Genomic DNA, 13,525 nt, shown 5'->3' on the forward strand with positions numbered 1-13,525 from the left:
AACTTTTGATGACCCGCCGCCGAGGGCTCTAGCGGACAATGGTAATCGTCTCGGCCGCCCGGGTGATCGCCGTATAGAGCCAACGCTCGCGGGTATCGCGAAACGCCCAGCTCTCGTCGAACAGCACGACGTTGTTCCACTGCGAGCCCTGCGCCTTGTGAACGGTCAGCGCATAGCCGTAGTCGAACTCGTCGTAGCGCTTGCGCGTCGACCAGGGGATCTCCCCCTCGACATTCTCGAAGGCGGTCTTGAGCAGCTTGATCTTGGCAGCACCGCGATCCATGTCGTCGTCTTCGGGACGGATCATCAGGTTGATGCCGGGCTTCACCGTCTCCTTCGACGAGCTCATCACCTGCCAGAGCGAGCCGTTCAGCAGGCCCTTCACCTGGTCGTTGCGCAGGCACACCAGCTTGTCGCCGGACTGCGGATATTCGGTGGCAAAACCTTTGAGCTCGCGGAGCCGCTGGTTGTAGCGTTTGCGGGTCTTGTTGGTGCCGACTAGCACCTGGTCGGCCTCCAGCACCAGCTCCTGGCTGACGTCACCGCGCGAGATCACCTGGGCGGTGCCGTAGTCGCCGTGCATGATCTCCTTGCCCTCGCGCACGTTCATCGCCAGTTGGATGATCGGGTTGTCGCGCGCCTGGCGATGGATGTCGGTCAGCAAATAGTCGGGCTCCTGCTCGGTGAAGAAGCCGCCGCCGGACACGGGCGGCAGCTGCCCCGGATCGCCGAGCACGAGGATTGGCGTGCCGAAGCTCATCAGGTCGCGCCCGAGTTGCTCGTCCACCATCGAGCATTCGTCGATGACGATCAGCGGCGCCTTGGCGAGCGGGCTCTGCCGGTTGATGGAGAACATCGGCGAAACGGAGGTCTTGCCAGTCTCCTCGTCGGAGACCTCTTCCTCGCCGCGCGGCCGGTAGATCAGCGAATGGATGGTGCGGGCATTCTTGGCGCCGCGCGAGCGCAGCACCTGCGCCGCCTTGCCGGTGAAGGCTGCAAACAGCACCTCGCCGTCGACATTCTCGGCAAAATGCTTGGCCAGCGTCGTCTTGCCGGTACCGGCATAGCCGAACAGCCGGAAGACCGGGCTGCGGCCTTCCTTCAGCCAGCGCGAAACGGCTTTGAGAGCCTCGTCCTGTTGCGGTGCAAATTGCATGGCTGCGACATGGCAGGATTCTGCGTCCTACCGCAACCGAAAAGAACGAAAGAGGATCAAAAGGACCGGCAAACGGCGGTCATCGCTCCGGATCGTTCGCGAGTTCGATCGGCTGCCCGTGCGGCGTCGCCTCCGCCGCCCGCTGCCAGCTCCGCTGCAGGCCGAGGATCTGTCCGGCGTCGGCAATGCCCTTGGCGGCCAGCAGCGCGCAAAGCGCCTCCACCCAGCAGTCGAAATAATCGCTGCCGTCCTCGGCCCGACCCGGCCGATGCACTTCCGCGGACAAGGCCGCGGCCCATTCCGTCCAGGAGAAGACGCCCTGCGCGTGCAGATGCATCGTTATCGCAAAGGCCTCCGCCGCCCAGGGCTCGGGAAACACCGGATCGCCTTCGGGAGACTGCGGCAATCCCGGCGACCGGGCCAGAGGAGATGGATCGACCGGCGATCCCGTCTCACAGGCGCTCAAGGTAGCTCTCCCAGGCATCGATCGAGACCGTCAGCGTCGGGTCGGCCCCCTCGCCCCAGATTTCGTTCCCGTCGAAGACGACCGTGTAGAGCCACTGCGGGTTCTCGCCTCGCCCATGGGCATTGTCGTCGGCAAAGACGAAGGCGCCCTGCACCGCCTCGACCACGCCCGTCTTCGCCCGCGCATAGCGCGGCAGCCGCGTGTGGGTCGGCGGGTTGAAGTTCTTCGTCCGCACACGGTCGCCGACCGCAAAGCGCGGCGCCGTCTCGACGGGACGGTCGCACGGACCGCCGCGCGCCAATACACCCGCCACCATCTCCGCCGTCAGCACCCGCTTCGGCGTCGCCGGCGCCTGCAGCATCCGGCCTGCCGCAATCTCGTCCGCACCGACGAACCCGTGCCGCTCCAGCAGCACCTCCAGCGCTCGGATCCAGATCTCGTAGTAGCTCGTGGACAGATAGTTCGCCGGCGGGATGGTTTCCCGCGCATGCCGGCTCTCGTCGATGGTCCAGGCGCCGAAGGCACCGCAGGACAGCGTCAGGCCGAGCGCCCTTTTCTCCCATTCGGCGTGGAAGAGTGGTTCATGCGGCTCCGGCGCCACCGGCCCGAAACCCATCTGTCCGCCGAGATCATGCGGGCCGTTCATCGGCCGGTCTCCGGCGCCAGGGCGAGCCCCGTGCCGATCATCGAATCGCGCGTCACGAGATCCGCCAGTTCGGCTTCCCCCATCCCCTCCGTTCCGGAGGGTCGCTGCGGCACCACGAGATAGCGAAGTTCCGCAGTCGAATCCCACACCCGGATCTTCTGCTCCTGCGGCAGCGTGACGCCGAACTCCGCCAGCACGCCGCGCGGATCGATCACCGCGCGCGACCGATAGGCCGGCGCCTTGTACCAGACCGGCGGCAGCCCGAGCACGGACCAGGGATAGCAGGAGCAGAGCGTGCAGACGACGAGGTTGTGCATTTCGCTCGTATTGAAGACCGCCCGCATGTGCTCGCCCTGCCGGCCGGTGAAGCCGAGGCTGACGATCGCAGCCGTCGCGTCCCGCTGCAGCCAGGAGGCGTAATCCGGGTCGCTCCAGGCCTTGGCCACCACGCGCGCGCCGTTGCGCGGCCCGACCTTCGTCTCGTAGGTTTCGACGATCGCATCGATGGCAGCCGGATCGACCAGCCCCTTCTCCGTCAGCACCGTCTCCAGCGCCCGCACCCGCGCCTGCATGTCGGAATAGCGGTTGTCGTGGTGATGGTGGTCGTCGTGGTCATGATCGTGATGATCGTCGTGCATCTGTTTCCCTTCACTTCAGCATCGGCCAGAGACTGATGACGAGCAGCACGGCCATGGTGATGTTGAACCACTTCAGCCGCACCGGTACCGACAGCCATTCTCGCAAGGCTGAGCCGAAGCCGGCCCAGGTGGAAACGCTCGGCACGTTGACCAGCGCAAAGGCAAAGCCGACGATCAGCACGGTCGCGGTATAGGCGGCCGGATTGGTGTAGGTCGCCATCGCCGTGACGGCCATGACCCACGCCTTCGGGTTGACCCACTGGAACGCGGCAGCGCCCAGGAAGGTCATCGGCTTGGCACCGGCCTTGCCTTCCGACAGGCTGCGCGACGTGCCGATCTTCCAGGCGATGAAGAGCAGATAGGCGCCGCCGGCAAATTTCAGCACCGTATAGGCGACCGGCACCGCCTGCATCAGCGCGCCGAGCCCCAGTCCGACACCGATCAGCAGCGAAAAGAACCCGACGCCGATGCCGAGCATGTGCGGGATCGTCCGGCGAAAGCCGAAGTTCACGCCCGAGGCAAACAGCATCATGTTGTTGGGACCGGGTGTGATCGACGTCGTAAAGGCGAACAGGACCAGGGCCAGAAATGTTTCCAGCGGCAAAGGAATCTCCAGGCGCCAATACCAAAATTGTCTCATGGCCATCTCGCTCGATGGATAGCCTGCAGAGGGTTTAGGCGCATTTGCAGCTCGCTTCAAGCGGGCTTGGCAGCAGAGCGGTACGCGTTATCTATGGGGTATTCAGAAGGAGCGGCCCATCATGATCGACGACACTCTGCCCACTGTCACCCTGCCTTCCGGCGCAACCGTCCCCGCACTCGGGCTCGGCACCTGGCACATGGGCGAGGATCCGGCGCAGGCGGCGCGCGAAGTCGCGGCACTGAGAGCGGGCCTCGATCTCGGCCTGACGCTGGTGGACACCGCGGAGATGTATGCCGAAGGCGGCGCCGAGGAGATCGTCGGCGAGGCGATCGATGGCCGCCGCGACGAGGCCTTCCTCGTCAGCAAGGTCTATCCGTGGAACGCCAGCCACGGGGGCACCATCGCCGCCTGCGCGCGGAGCCTGAAGCGCCTGCGCACCGACCGGCTCGACCTCTACCTCCTCCACTGGCGCGGCGAACATCCTCTCGCCGATACCGTGGCCGCCTTCGAGGAACTGCGTCGTGATGGGAAGATCGGCGCCTGGGGCGTCTCCAACTTCGACGTCGACGACATGCAGGAGCTGATGGATGTCCCGGGCGGCGAGAACTGCGCGGTCAACCAGGTGCTCTACAATCTCTCGCGGCGCGGCGTCGAATACGACCTGCTGCCCTGGTGCCAGGAACGCGGCATCGCCGTCATGGCCTACTCGCCGATCGAGCAGGGACGGCTGATCCGCAGCGAGGCGCTGGCCCGGATCGCCAAGGCCTATCAGGCAACGCCTGCGCAGGTGGCGCTCGCCTTCCTGCTGGAGCGGGACGGCGTCATCGCCATCCCGAAATCCGCCAACACCAGCCGGATCGCGGAAAACTGCGAGGCGGCGCGCCTGGAGCTGACGGAAGAGGATCTGCAGGCGCTCGACGCCGCCTTCCCGCCACCGGCGAAGAAGACCCCGCTCGCCATGCTCTGATCCCATCCCTCCGATCACATCCTCTGGGATCACATTCCCTGGGGGCCGCGGTTCATCGCGGCAATGCCGGTGCGGCAGATCTCGATCAGGCCGAGCGGCTTCAGGATGGCCACGAACTGGTCGATCTTCGACGATTTGCCGGTCATCTCGAGGATGAAATGCTCCACCGTCGCGTCCACCACCTTGGCGTGGAAGGCGTCGGCAAGGCGCAGCGTCTCGGCGCGATGTTCGCCCGATCCGACCACCTTGATCAGCGCCACCTCCCGCTCGATCGGCCGCTCCTGGCCAAGGCTCTGGGCCCGGACCGTCAGGTCGACCACCCGGTGCACCGGCACGATGCGCTCGAGCTGCGCCTTGATCTGCTCCAGCACCGCCGGCGTTCCGCGCGTCACGATGGTGATGCGCGACAGATGCGCCTCGTGTTCGGTTTCCGAGACGGTCAGGCTCTCGATGTTGTAGCCGCGGCCGGAAAACAGGCCGATGACTCGGGCGAGCACACCCGGCTCGTTGCTGACGAGGACGGAGAGGGTGTGGTTCTCGGCCTTGGCGGTCTCAGGCGCGATGAAGTAGGCGGAGCCGGTCGGTTGTTGATGCGCATTCATGATCTTGCGTCCGTTCTATGAGAAATTGCTTTAGAAGACGGCGCTCAAACGAGCTGCCGTCCCTTGGCATCGATGGCATTCGCGACCGCGTCGTCGGTCGCCTCGTCCGGCAGCAGCATCTCGTTATGCGCCTTGCCCGACGGGATCATCGGGAAGCAGTTGGCGAGGTTGGCGACGCGGCAGTCGAAGATCACCGGCTTCTTGACCGCGATCATCTCCTCGATCTTCCCGTCCAGCTCCTTCGGGTCGTCGCAATACATGCCGATGGCGCCATAGGCTTCGGCCAGCTTGACGAAGTCCGGCATCGCCTCCGTGTAGGAGTTCGACAGCCGGTTGCCGTGCAGGAGCTGCTGCCACTGGCGCACCATGCCCATGTACTGGTTGTTGAGGATGAAGACCTTGACCGGCAGATTGTGCTGGATGGCGCAGGACATTTCCTGGATGCACATCTGGATCGAGGCGTCGCCGGCAATGTCGATGACGAGCGCGTCGGGATGCGCGACCTGCACGCCGATCGCCGCCGGCAGGCCGTAGCCCATCGTTCCGAGACCACCGGAGGTCATCCAGTGGTGCGGCTCCTCGAAGCCGAAGAACTGGGCTGCCCACATCTGGTGCTGGCCGACTTCCGTGGTGATATAGGTGTCCCTGCCCTTCGACAGCTCGTAAAGCCGCTGGACCGCATATTGCGGCATGATGACGTCGTTTGACGGCTTGTAGCCAAACGAGTTGCGCCCGCGCCAGCGGGTGATGCCCTCGTGCCATTCCTGCGTCTGGCTCTTCTCCGGCTTCTTGGGCAGTGCCCGCCACAGGCGGACCATGTCCTCCAGCACGCGACCGACATCGCCCAGGATCGGCACGTCGACGCGGACGTTCTTGTTGATCGACGACGGGTCGATGTCGATGTGGATCTTGCGCGAGTTCGGCGAGAAGGCGTTCAGCCGCCCGGTGATGCGGTCGTCGAAGCGCGCGCCGATGCAAACCATGACGTCGCAGTCATGCATCGCCATGTTGGCTTCGTACGACCCGTGCATGCCGAGCATGCCGAGCCAGTTCTTTCCGGAAGCCGGATAGGCGCCGAGGCCCATCAGTGTCGAAGTGACCGGGAAATCGGTGAGTTCGACCAGTTCGCGCAGCAGTCGTGTGGCATCCGGCCCCGAATTGATGACGCCGCCGCCGGTATAGAGGATCGGACGACGCGCGCTGGCCATCAGCTCGATCGCCGCCTGGATGGCGCTGAGGTCGCCCTGCGTCTTCGGCGTGTAGCTCTTGTTCTGCGGCGTATCGCCTTTCGGCGTATACGTGCCGGTGGCGAACTGGACGTCCTTCGGAATATCGACGACGACCGGGCCGGGGCGGCCGGTCTGCGCGATCCGGAAGGCTTCGTGAATGACTGCAGCCAGCTCGTTGACGTCCTTGACCAGCCAGTTGTGCTTCGTGCAGGGGCGGGTGATCCCGACGGTATCGCACTCCTGGAAGGCATCCGAGCCGATCAGCGTCGTCGGCACCTGACCGGTCAGGCAAACCAGCGGAATCGAATCCATCAGCGCATCCTGCAACGGCGTCACCGCATTCGTGGCGCCCGGACCGGAGGTGACCAGCATGACGCCGACCTTGCCGGTCGAACGGGCATAGCCCTCGGCCGCATGGCCCGCACCCTGCTCATGGCGCACGAGGATGTGCTGGATGTCGTCCTGCTGGAAGATCTCGTCGTAGATCGGCAGCACGGCCCCGCCGGGATAGCCGAAGATATGCTCCACGCCATTGTCTTTCAGCGCTCTCAGAACGATCTCCGCGCCGGTCATCTGATTGTTGCTATCCGTCATGTCCTGGTCCATTTGCTGCTGTCTGCTGGATGGTCTTGCTGTGCTTCAGGCATAAAAAAAGGCCCCTTGAGGAGCCTGTCTTTCGCGCATGGGTGGCTAACGCCGGATGGTCAATCCATCCTGCCCATGCGCGTTCCCACCACGATAAGTGCGTTTGCAATGTTCATGGTTGGCAGTGTTAGACAGATAATTACTGTGCGTCAACGCAAGACGCACTAAAAATTACGTGCCGGTTGATCCGGCGACACCCGCAGGCGACCACTTACCTGCTAAACCACTTATTAAGCCCGCTGATTTAGGTTGCCGATTGAATTCGCATGCCGGCGGTTGGCCCACATACCAGTCCGTCACCCAATGATCGGGAGACGTTTTGCTCAACAACGATTTGCACCGCTCCGTATCCGCCGGGGAACATGATCGCCGCAACTCCCAGAGTGCCGGCAACCGCATGCTGGGTCGCGTCGTCGCCTGCAACGGCGCCCATGCCACGATCGCCGCCACCGCCGAACTCGGCGAAACCGACCTCACGGAACTCTGGTCCGTCGGCAGGCTCATCTCCATCAACGTCGGCCGCAACCGCGTCGTGGCTCTCGCATATTCGATGAGCACGGAGAAGAAGACCTGGGGCGAAGGCGAGGACAACAGCTTCCAGATCGAGGCGGAACTCCTGGGTGAAGTACGGGTTGGCGACGATGGCCGCGAGGAGTTTTCCGGCGGCATCTCCCGCTATCCCTATCTCGGAGCCGTCGCCCACCGCATCCGTGCCGCCGATCTCCTGCGCATCTACGACACCGGCAAGGACGATACCTGCGTCATCGGCAAGCTGACGCAGGACGAGACGATCGACGCGGCCATCCATATTCCGTCCATGCTGTCGAAGCATTTCGCCATCGTCGGCTCCACCGGCGTCGGCAAGTCGACGGCCGTGTCGCTGCTGCTGCACAAGGCGATCGAATGCGACCCCAAGCTTCGGGTCCTGATCCTCGATCCGCACAACGAGTTCGCGGCAGCCTTCCCGGAGCATGCCGTCGTCATCGATACCGACACACTCGACTTGCCCTTCTGGCTGATGAAGCTCGAGGAGTTCGCGGAGGTCCTCTTCCGCGGCCGTGCGCCGATTGCCGAAGAGCTCGACATCCTGCGCGACCTGATTCCTGAAGCCAAGCGCGCCTTCCGAGGTGGTGATTCCGCCCTGATGCGCCGTGCCACCGAAAAGAGCTCGATCACCGCCGACACACCCGTCCCCTATCGCATGGCCGACCTGCTGGCGCTGATCGACGAGCGTATCGGTCGCCTTGAGGGACGCAGCGAAAAGCCTCTCCTGCGGACGCTGAAGATGCGCGTGATCTCGGCGATCAATGACCCGCGCTATCACTTCATGTTCTCCAACAACACGATCCAGGACACGATCATGGAGGCGATCGCGCATATCTTCCGCATTCCCGGCGGAGACAGGCCGATCTCCACCTTCCAGCTGGCGGGAATTCCGTCCGAAGTCGTCAACTCGGTCGCATCCATCCTGTGCCGGATGGCCTTCGAACTGGCACTCTGGAGCAATGGCGCTATCCACATGCTGGTCGTCTGCGAGGAGGCGCACCGCTATGTCCCGGCCGATCCGGAACGCGGCTTCTTCCCGACCCGCCAGGCGATCGCACGGATCGCCAAGGAAGGCCGCAAATACGGTGTGTCTCTTGGCGTCATCACGCAGCGTCCCGGAGAGCTGGACCAGACGATCCTGTCGCAGTGCTCGACCATCTTCGCAATGCGCCTGTCCAACGATCGGGATCAGGACATCATCCGTTCGGCCATTCCCAACTCGTCCGTCTCCACCACGAGCTTCCTCTCCTCGATCGGCAACGGCGAGGCGATTGCCTTCGGTGAGGCGATCTCGGTGCCCATGCGCATGCGCTTTGCCCGGGTCGAGCAGAGATATGTGCCGAAGGCCAACGGCGTTGCCAACAAGGGAACGGAAGACACCCCCGACACGGTCGATCTTCGCACCGTGGTGGCCCGCATGCGCTCAGTCAACGGACCCGACATCCAGGCTTTCAAGCAGAGCTTCGACCGCTACGACGACAGCGAGGATTTCCGCGACGCCATCCCGCCGGAACCCACGGCCGCGTCCTCCGAGGGCACCGACCTGGATCGCTGGGCGCAGACGGTCAACAGCACCCACGACCGGGCTCGCCCCACGGCAGAGACGGCAGCGAAACCGGAGCCCTATCGGCCAGACATGCTGCCGCAGGCCCGACAGCCTGCCCCTCTTCCGCGGCCGCCGTCGCGGTTCGATCGTCCGGCCGCAGGCCTGTCCGGCGAAGAGCTTCCCGATCGGACGCAGAGCGGCTACAGGCCCTTCGGCGGCGAGAGCAGCCTTCGCCCGCGACCACCCCTGCAACGCGAGGGTTCGCTGCGCGACAGCCTCCTGAAGAAGCCGCTCACCAGCCTCTACGACAAGGACTGAGGATCGGCAGGGTCGATCCTCTTCCAGCTCTCGTCCATCTGGTTGCGAAACCACGTCATCTGCCGCTTGGCGTATTGGCGGGTGAGCGCCGAGGACCGTTCGATGACCTCGTCCGGCCTCACCTTGCCGTCCAGCATGTCTGCGATCTGCGTCACGCCGATCGCCCGCATCGCCGGCACGTCCCGATCCGGCTGCAGCGCCAGCAGCGCCCTCACCTCGTCCACGGCCCCCGCTTCGAACATCTCTGAGAATCGTCTGTCGATCCGCTCCCTCAAGACCGCCCGGTCCGGCAGCACCACGATTTTCAGGGCGCGTTCCGGATCGACGATCAGCGGGCCGCGCGTCTCCTGATACTCGGCGATGGATTTCCCGGTCACCTCCAGCACCTCCAGCGCCCGGACGATTCTCTGTCCGTCCATCGGCTCGAGCACCGCCGCCATGGCCGGGTCGCGACCTGAAAGCTCCCGGTGCAGCGCGTCGGGCCCCTCGTCCTTCAGCCGCGTGCGCAGCCGAAGCCGGACGTCGGCGGGGATCTCCGGCATGTCGGACAGGCCGCCGGTCAGGGCCTTGAAGTAGAGCCCGGTCCCGCCGACGAAGATCGGCAGCCGCCCCTCCGCCCGCAGCCGCGGCAGAAGTGCCGCCACGTCGCGCAGCCATTCCCCCGTCGAATAGGCCCGTGTTGCCGCCACCGTGCCGTAGAGATGATGGGGAATGCCCGCCATCTCCGTGTCCGAAGGACGCGCGGTCAGTACCCTCAGTGTGTCGTAGACCTGCATGCTGTCGGCATTGATCACGGCGCCGCCGCTCTCTCGTGCCAGCCGCAGCGCCACTGCCGACTTGCCGCTGGCGGTCGGTCCCGTTATCAGGATCGCATCATATTGTTTTGCAAGGTCGCTCATATGGCTTTCGTTGCCACGCTCATCGCCCATCCGTCAAACCCTGTCCTCGCGTCCTCGGTTGGAGAAGCCGCCGCGGCGGCCGTCGAGGCGAGCGGTCTCTACTGGCTGGCCGACGGCATCGCCTGCGATATCGTGCTGCGCGACGGCGCCGACCTCGCCGCAGCGGAGGTCGCACTGCGCGCCGCCACCCTCGGCCTGCCGCTCGACCTCGTCATCCAGGACGCCGACACCCGGCGCAAGAAATTCCTGATCGCCGACATGGATTCCACCATGATCGGCCAGGAATGCATTGACGAGCTTGCAGATGTCGTCGGCCTGAAGGACAAGGTGTCGACCATCACCGCCCGTGCCATGAACGGCGAGATTGCCTTCGAGCCGGCCCTTCGCGAGCGCGTCGCGCTCCTCAAGGGCCTGCCGCTCTCCGTGGTCGACGACGTGATCGCAAAGCGCATCACGCTCACCTCCGGCGGCCCCGAGCTCGTGGCCACCATGAAGGCGAAGGGTTTCTACACCGCGCTCGTCTCCGGCGGCTTCACCGTCTTCACCAATCCGATCGCCGCCCGCCTCGGATTCGACGAAAACCGCGCCAACATCCTGCTGGCCGAAGACGGCATCCTCACCGGCGAAGTGGCCGAGCCCATCCTCGGCAAGCAGGCCAAGGTCGACGCGGTCATCGATATCTGCGCAACGCTCGGGATTTCCTCCGACGACGTGATTGCCGTCGGCGATGGCGCCAACGATCTCGGCATGATCAACCTCGCCGGCACGGGCGTTGCCCTGCATGCCAAGCCTGCGGTGGCGGCGGAGGCCCGTGTGCGGATCGACCACGGCGACCTCACCGCTCTCCTCTACCTCCAGGGCTACCGCAAATCGGACTTCGTCACCCCATGAACCTCGCCGGCCGGCCCGCGATCATCCTGCAGACAGACCGCCTGCTGGTCCGCAGCTGGATCGAGACGGACCGCCATCTCTTCCGCGAGATCAATGCCGATTCAAAGGTCATGGAGTTCTTCGCCTTCCGCCGCAGCCACGAGGAGGCGGACGCTCTTTTGGCCAGGATCAACGGATCGATCCAGGTGACCGGCCTCGGCTTCTATGCGCTCGAGCTGAAGGCGACCGCAGAGCCGATCGGCTTCTGCGGCCTGTCGCTGGCCAACCTGCCGGACATCTTCCCGGTCGAGACGGTGGAAATCGGCTGGCGCCTCGCCACCCGCTTCTGGGGCCATGGCTACGTCACCGAGGCAGCTCGCGCGCTGCTCGACTTTGCTTTCCAGGAGAAGCGGATCGCCGCCGTGCTCGCCTTCGCCGTCGAGGCTAACCGGCGTTCCACAGGCGTCATGCAACGCATCGGCATGAGCCGCTGCCCGCAGATGGATTTCGACCACCCGCGGGTTCCCGAGACCCACCCGCACCTCAGGCGCCACGTCGTCTATGCGGCCGTGGCGCAAGACCTGAGGCCCGCCTGACCTCTATTCGACCGGGATCGCCACGAAGCGCAGTGCGCCATCCGGGCCGGCGATCATCATGTGGGCGTTGCGCCGGCCTTCGGCCTTCAGGGCGTCCACGCGCTCGCTGACGGTCGCCGGCGCATCCACGAAGTCCTGGCCCACCTCGACGATCACGTCGCCCGCCTTCATGCCCTTTTCCTCGGCTGCCGATCCGGGTGCGACGGCTGTCACGACAACGCCCTCGACGCTTTCCGCAATGCTGAAGGCCTGGCGCTGCTCTTCGTCGAGTGCGACCACCGTCATGCCGAGGATCTCGACCGGCTCACCGGGCGCCTCGCTGCTCTGTTCGTCCGGATTGCCGCTCTCCGGCGCCGGATCCACCGCATCCGGGGTCGCCGTCTCTTCGTCCGTCTGCGCCACCTCTTCGCCGCTGTCCTCAAGCCGCCCGAGCGTCACCTTCACGGTCTCTTCCTTGCCGTCGCGCATGACCACGACGTCGACTTCCTTGCCGACCGGGCTTTCGGCGACCACCCGCGGCAGGTCGCGCATTTCGCCCACTGGCCGGCCGTCGAAGGTCAGGATCACGTCGCCGGCACGGATCGCCTCGTTCTCCACCGGGCCGCCCTCGACGACACCCGACACCAGCGCCCCGCGAGCACGGTCGAGCCCGAGGCTCTCGGCCACCTCGTCGGTCACCGGCTGGATCCGCACGCCGAGCCAGCCGCGCCGCGTTTCCCCGAACTCGATCAGCTGGTTGACGATGTTTTCCGCAAGTTCCGTCGGCACCGCAAAGCCGATGCCGATCGATCCGCCCGAGGGCGAGATGATCGCCGTATTGATGCCGATGACCTCGCCGCGCATGTTGAACAGCGGGCCGCCGGAGTTCCCCTTGTTGATGGCAGCATCGGTCTGGATGAAATTGTCGTAGGGGCCGGCATTGATATTGCGGCCGCGCGCCGAGATGATGCCGAGTGTCACCGAGCCGCCGAGGCCGAACGGGTTGCCGATCGCCATCACCCAGTCGCCGATGCGCATCTGCCGCGAATCGCCGAAGCGGACCGCCTTCAGGGGTGCCGCCGGCTCCACCTTGAGCACCGAAAGATCGGTCTTCGGGTCGGTGCCGACGAGGGTCGCCTTCAGCTTGTTGCCGTTGGGAAAGACGACTTCGATGTCGTCGGCATCCTCGATGACGTGGTTGTTGGTGACCACGAAGCCGGAGGGATCGATGACGAAGCCGGAGCCCAGCGAATTGACTTTCTGGCCACCGCCCTCGCCGCCTTCACCGCCCTCGCCATCGAAGAAATCATCGAAGAATTCCTCGAAGGGAGCGCCATCGGGTACCTGCGGCGTTTGCGGCCCGGCGCCGCGGTTGTCGACGCTCTGCGAGGTCGCGATATTGACGACCGCATCCAAGAGCCCTTCCGACAGGTCGGCGATCGAAGCGGGACCGCCGATCACGGGACCGGGCGACGGCTGGATGTTGACGGTCGGTGTCGCCGTCGGGGGCGCCGGAAGCATGGCATCCGGCTGGACACCGTCCTCGACCGTGGGAGGCTGAACCGGCTCGCCGGCCGGAGGGGCGCCAGGTGGCGGGGGTGCAGGTGCGATGGGAGGAGCCGGTTCGGCCGATGGCGCGGGCGGCGCCGGCGCTTGTGCCGCGGCACTCGCCGCCACGGAAAGAATGGCCAAAACTGCGACGGACCGCTTCAACGACGATAGAACCGACTGAGCCATTTGGCCTCCCTGTAGAGCATGCCCGACATCGGGCGGCCGCCC

At 65.2% G+C, this 13,525-nt stretch carries 13 protein-coding genes; 4 read left to right on the forward strand and 9 right to left on the reverse strand.

Annotated features, from left to right (window positions below; all coding sequences use genetic code 11):
• Positions 1-28: 28 nt before the first annotated feature.
• The 5 genes from M1E10_RS18470 to M1E10_RS18490 all read right to left on the reverse strand — a co-directional run bounded on the left by M1E10_RS18470 (position 29) and on the right by M1E10_RS18490 (position 3,510).
• Positions 29-1,156, reverse strand: coding sequence for an ATP-dependent DNA helicase (locus M1E10_RS18470; RefSeq protein WP_499174254.1), 1,128 nt, complete (start codon positions 1,154-1,156; stop codon positions 29-31).
• Positions 1,157-1,235: 79 nt separating this feature from the next.
• Positions 1,236-1,622, reverse strand: a complete 387-nt coding sequence (locus tag M1E10_RS18475) for a nitrile hydratase accessory protein (RefSeq protein WP_499174255.1) — start codon at positions 1,620-1,622, stop codon at positions 1,236-1,238.
• Positions 1,609-2,268, reverse strand: a complete 660-nt coding sequence (nthB, locus tag M1E10_RS18480; RefSeq protein WP_499174256.1) for a nitrile hydratase subunit beta — start codon at positions 2,266-2,268, stop codon at positions 1,609-1,611. The genes M1E10_RS18475 and nthB overlap by 14 nt, the downstream gene beginning before the upstream one ends.
• Positions 2,265-2,906 carry a nitrile hydratase subunit alpha gene (nthA, locus tag M1E10_RS18485; protein WP_499174257.1) on the reverse strand — a complete coding sequence of 214 codons (642 nt, stop codon included), beginning with the start codon at positions 2,904-2,906 and terminating at the stop codon, positions 2,265-2,267. The genes nthB and nthA overlap by 4 nt, the downstream gene beginning before the upstream one ends.
• A 10-nt stretch (positions 2,907-2,916) precedes the next feature.
• Positions 2,917-3,510, reverse strand: a complete 594-nt coding sequence (locus tag M1E10_RS18490; RefSeq protein ID WP_499177226.1) for a LysE family translocator — start codon at positions 3,508-3,510, stop codon at positions 2,917-2,919.
• A 157-nt stretch (positions 3,511-3,667) separates the two neighbouring features.
• Here M1E10_RS18490 and M1E10_RS18495 point away from each other — a divergent pair, with 157 nt between their 5' ends.
• Complete coding sequence (locus M1E10_RS18495) at positions 3,668-4,516, forward strand: aldo/keto reductase (RefSeq protein ID WP_499174258.1); 849 nt, start codon at positions 3,668-3,670, stop codon at positions 4,514-4,516.
• 29 nt (positions 4,517-4,545) lie between these two features.
• On the opposite strand, the gene ilvN is transcribed toward M1E10_RS18495, so the two are convergent.
• A complete protein-coding gene (gene ilvN / locus M1E10_RS18500) occupies positions 4,546-5,118 on the reverse strand; it encodes an acetolactate synthase small subunit (protein ID WP_029618892.1) in 573 nt (190 codons plus the stop codon).
• 44 nt (positions 5,119-5,162) lie between these two features.
• Positions 5,163-6,920 carry an acetolactate synthase 3 large subunit gene (locus M1E10_RS18505; protein WP_499177227.1) on the reverse strand — a complete coding sequence of 586 codons (1,758 nt, stop codon included), beginning with the start codon at positions 6,918-6,920 and terminating at the stop codon, positions 5,163-5,165.
• A gap of 391 nt (positions 6,921-7,311) precedes the next feature.
• On the opposite strand from M1E10_RS18505, the gene M1E10_RS18510 reads away from it, so the two are divergent.
• Positions 7,312-9,402, forward strand: a complete 2,091-nt coding sequence (locus M1E10_RS18510) for an ATP-binding protein (RefSeq protein ID WP_499174259.1) — start codon at positions 7,312-7,314, stop codon at positions 9,400-9,402.
• On the opposite strand, the gene miaA is transcribed toward M1E10_RS18510, so the two are convergent.
• Positions 9,387-10,301 carry a tRNA (adenosine(37)-N6)-dimethylallyltransferase gene (miaA, locus tag M1E10_RS18515; RefSeq protein ID WP_499174260.1) on the reverse strand — a complete coding sequence of 305 codons (915 nt, stop codon included), beginning with the start codon at positions 10,299-10,301 and terminating at the stop codon, positions 9,387-9,389. The two genes, M1E10_RS18510 and miaA, sit on opposite strands and share 16 nt — an antisense overlap.
• Between miaA and serB the strand changes: the two genes are divergently transcribed.
• Together serB and M1E10_RS18525 are read left to right on the forward strand one after the other, a co-directional pair.
• The gene (gene serB / locus M1E10_RS18520) at positions 10,302-11,192 is read left to right on the forward strand and encodes a phosphoserine phosphatase SerB (RefSeq protein WP_499174261.1); all 891 of its coding nucleotides are present in this window, start codon (positions 10,302-10,304) and stop codon (positions 11,190-11,192) included.
• Complete coding sequence (locus M1E10_RS18525) at positions 11,189-11,767, forward strand: GNAT family N-acetyltransferase (protein ID WP_499174262.1); 579 nt, start codon at positions 11,189-11,191, stop codon at positions 11,765-11,767. The genes serB and M1E10_RS18525 overlap by 4 nt, the downstream gene beginning before the upstream one ends.
• A 3-nt stretch (positions 11,768-11,770) precedes the next feature.
• Here the strand turns inward: M1E10_RS18525 and M1E10_RS18530 are convergent, their stop codons facing one another.
• A complete protein-coding gene (locus M1E10_RS18530) occupies positions 11,771-13,483 on the reverse strand; it encodes a Do family serine endopeptidase (RefSeq protein WP_499174263.1) in 1,713 nt (570 codons plus the stop codon).
• Positions 13,484-13,525 lie beyond the last annotated feature (42 nt).

The sequence above is a fragment of the Rhizobium sp. PK7-22 genome (assembly GCF_056530405.1).

What these genes read in the sequence shown, in the direction of transcription:
- M1E10_RS18470 (WP_499174254.1), bottom strand. Translation starts at nt 1,156, where the DNA reads ATGCAATTTGCACCGCAACAGGACGAGGCTCTCAAAGCCGTTTCGCGC.
- nthB (WP_499174256.1), bottom strand. Translation starts at nt 2,268, where the DNA reads ATGAACGGCCCGCATGATCTCGGCGGACAGATGGGTTTCGGGCCGGTG.
- nthA (WP_499174257.1), bottom strand. Translation starts at nt 2,906, where the DNA reads ATGCACGACGATCATCACGATCATGACCACGACGACCACCATCACCAC.
- M1E10_RS18495 (WP_499174258.1), top strand. Translation starts at nt 3,668, where the DNA reads ATGATCGACGACACTCTGCCCACTGTCACCCTGCCTTCCGGCGCAACC.
- ilvN (WP_029618892.1), bottom strand. Translation starts at nt 5,118, where the DNA reads ATGAATGCGCATCAACAACCGACCGGCTCCGCCTACTTCATCGCGCCT.
- M1E10_RS18505 (WP_499177227.1), bottom strand. Translation starts at nt 6,920, where the DNA reads ATGACCGGCGCGGAGATCGTTCTGAGAGCGCTGAAAGACAATGGCGTG.
- miaA (WP_499174260.1), bottom strand. Translation starts at nt 10,301, where the DNA reads ATGAGCGACCTTGCAAAACAATATGATGCGATCCTGATAACGGGACCG.
- serB (WP_499174261.1), top strand. Translation starts at nt 10,302, where the DNA reads ATGGCTTTCGTTGCCACGCTCATCGCCCATCCGTCAAACCCTGTCCTC.
- M1E10_RS18525 (WP_499174262.1), top strand. Translation starts at nt 11,189, where the DNA reads ATGAACCTCGCCGGCCGGCCCGCGATCATCCTGCAGACAGACCGCCTG.
- M1E10_RS18530 (WP_499174263.1), bottom strand. Translation starts at nt 13,483, where the DNA reads ATGGCTCAGTCGGTTCTATCGTCGTTGAAGCGGTCCGTCGCAGTTTTG.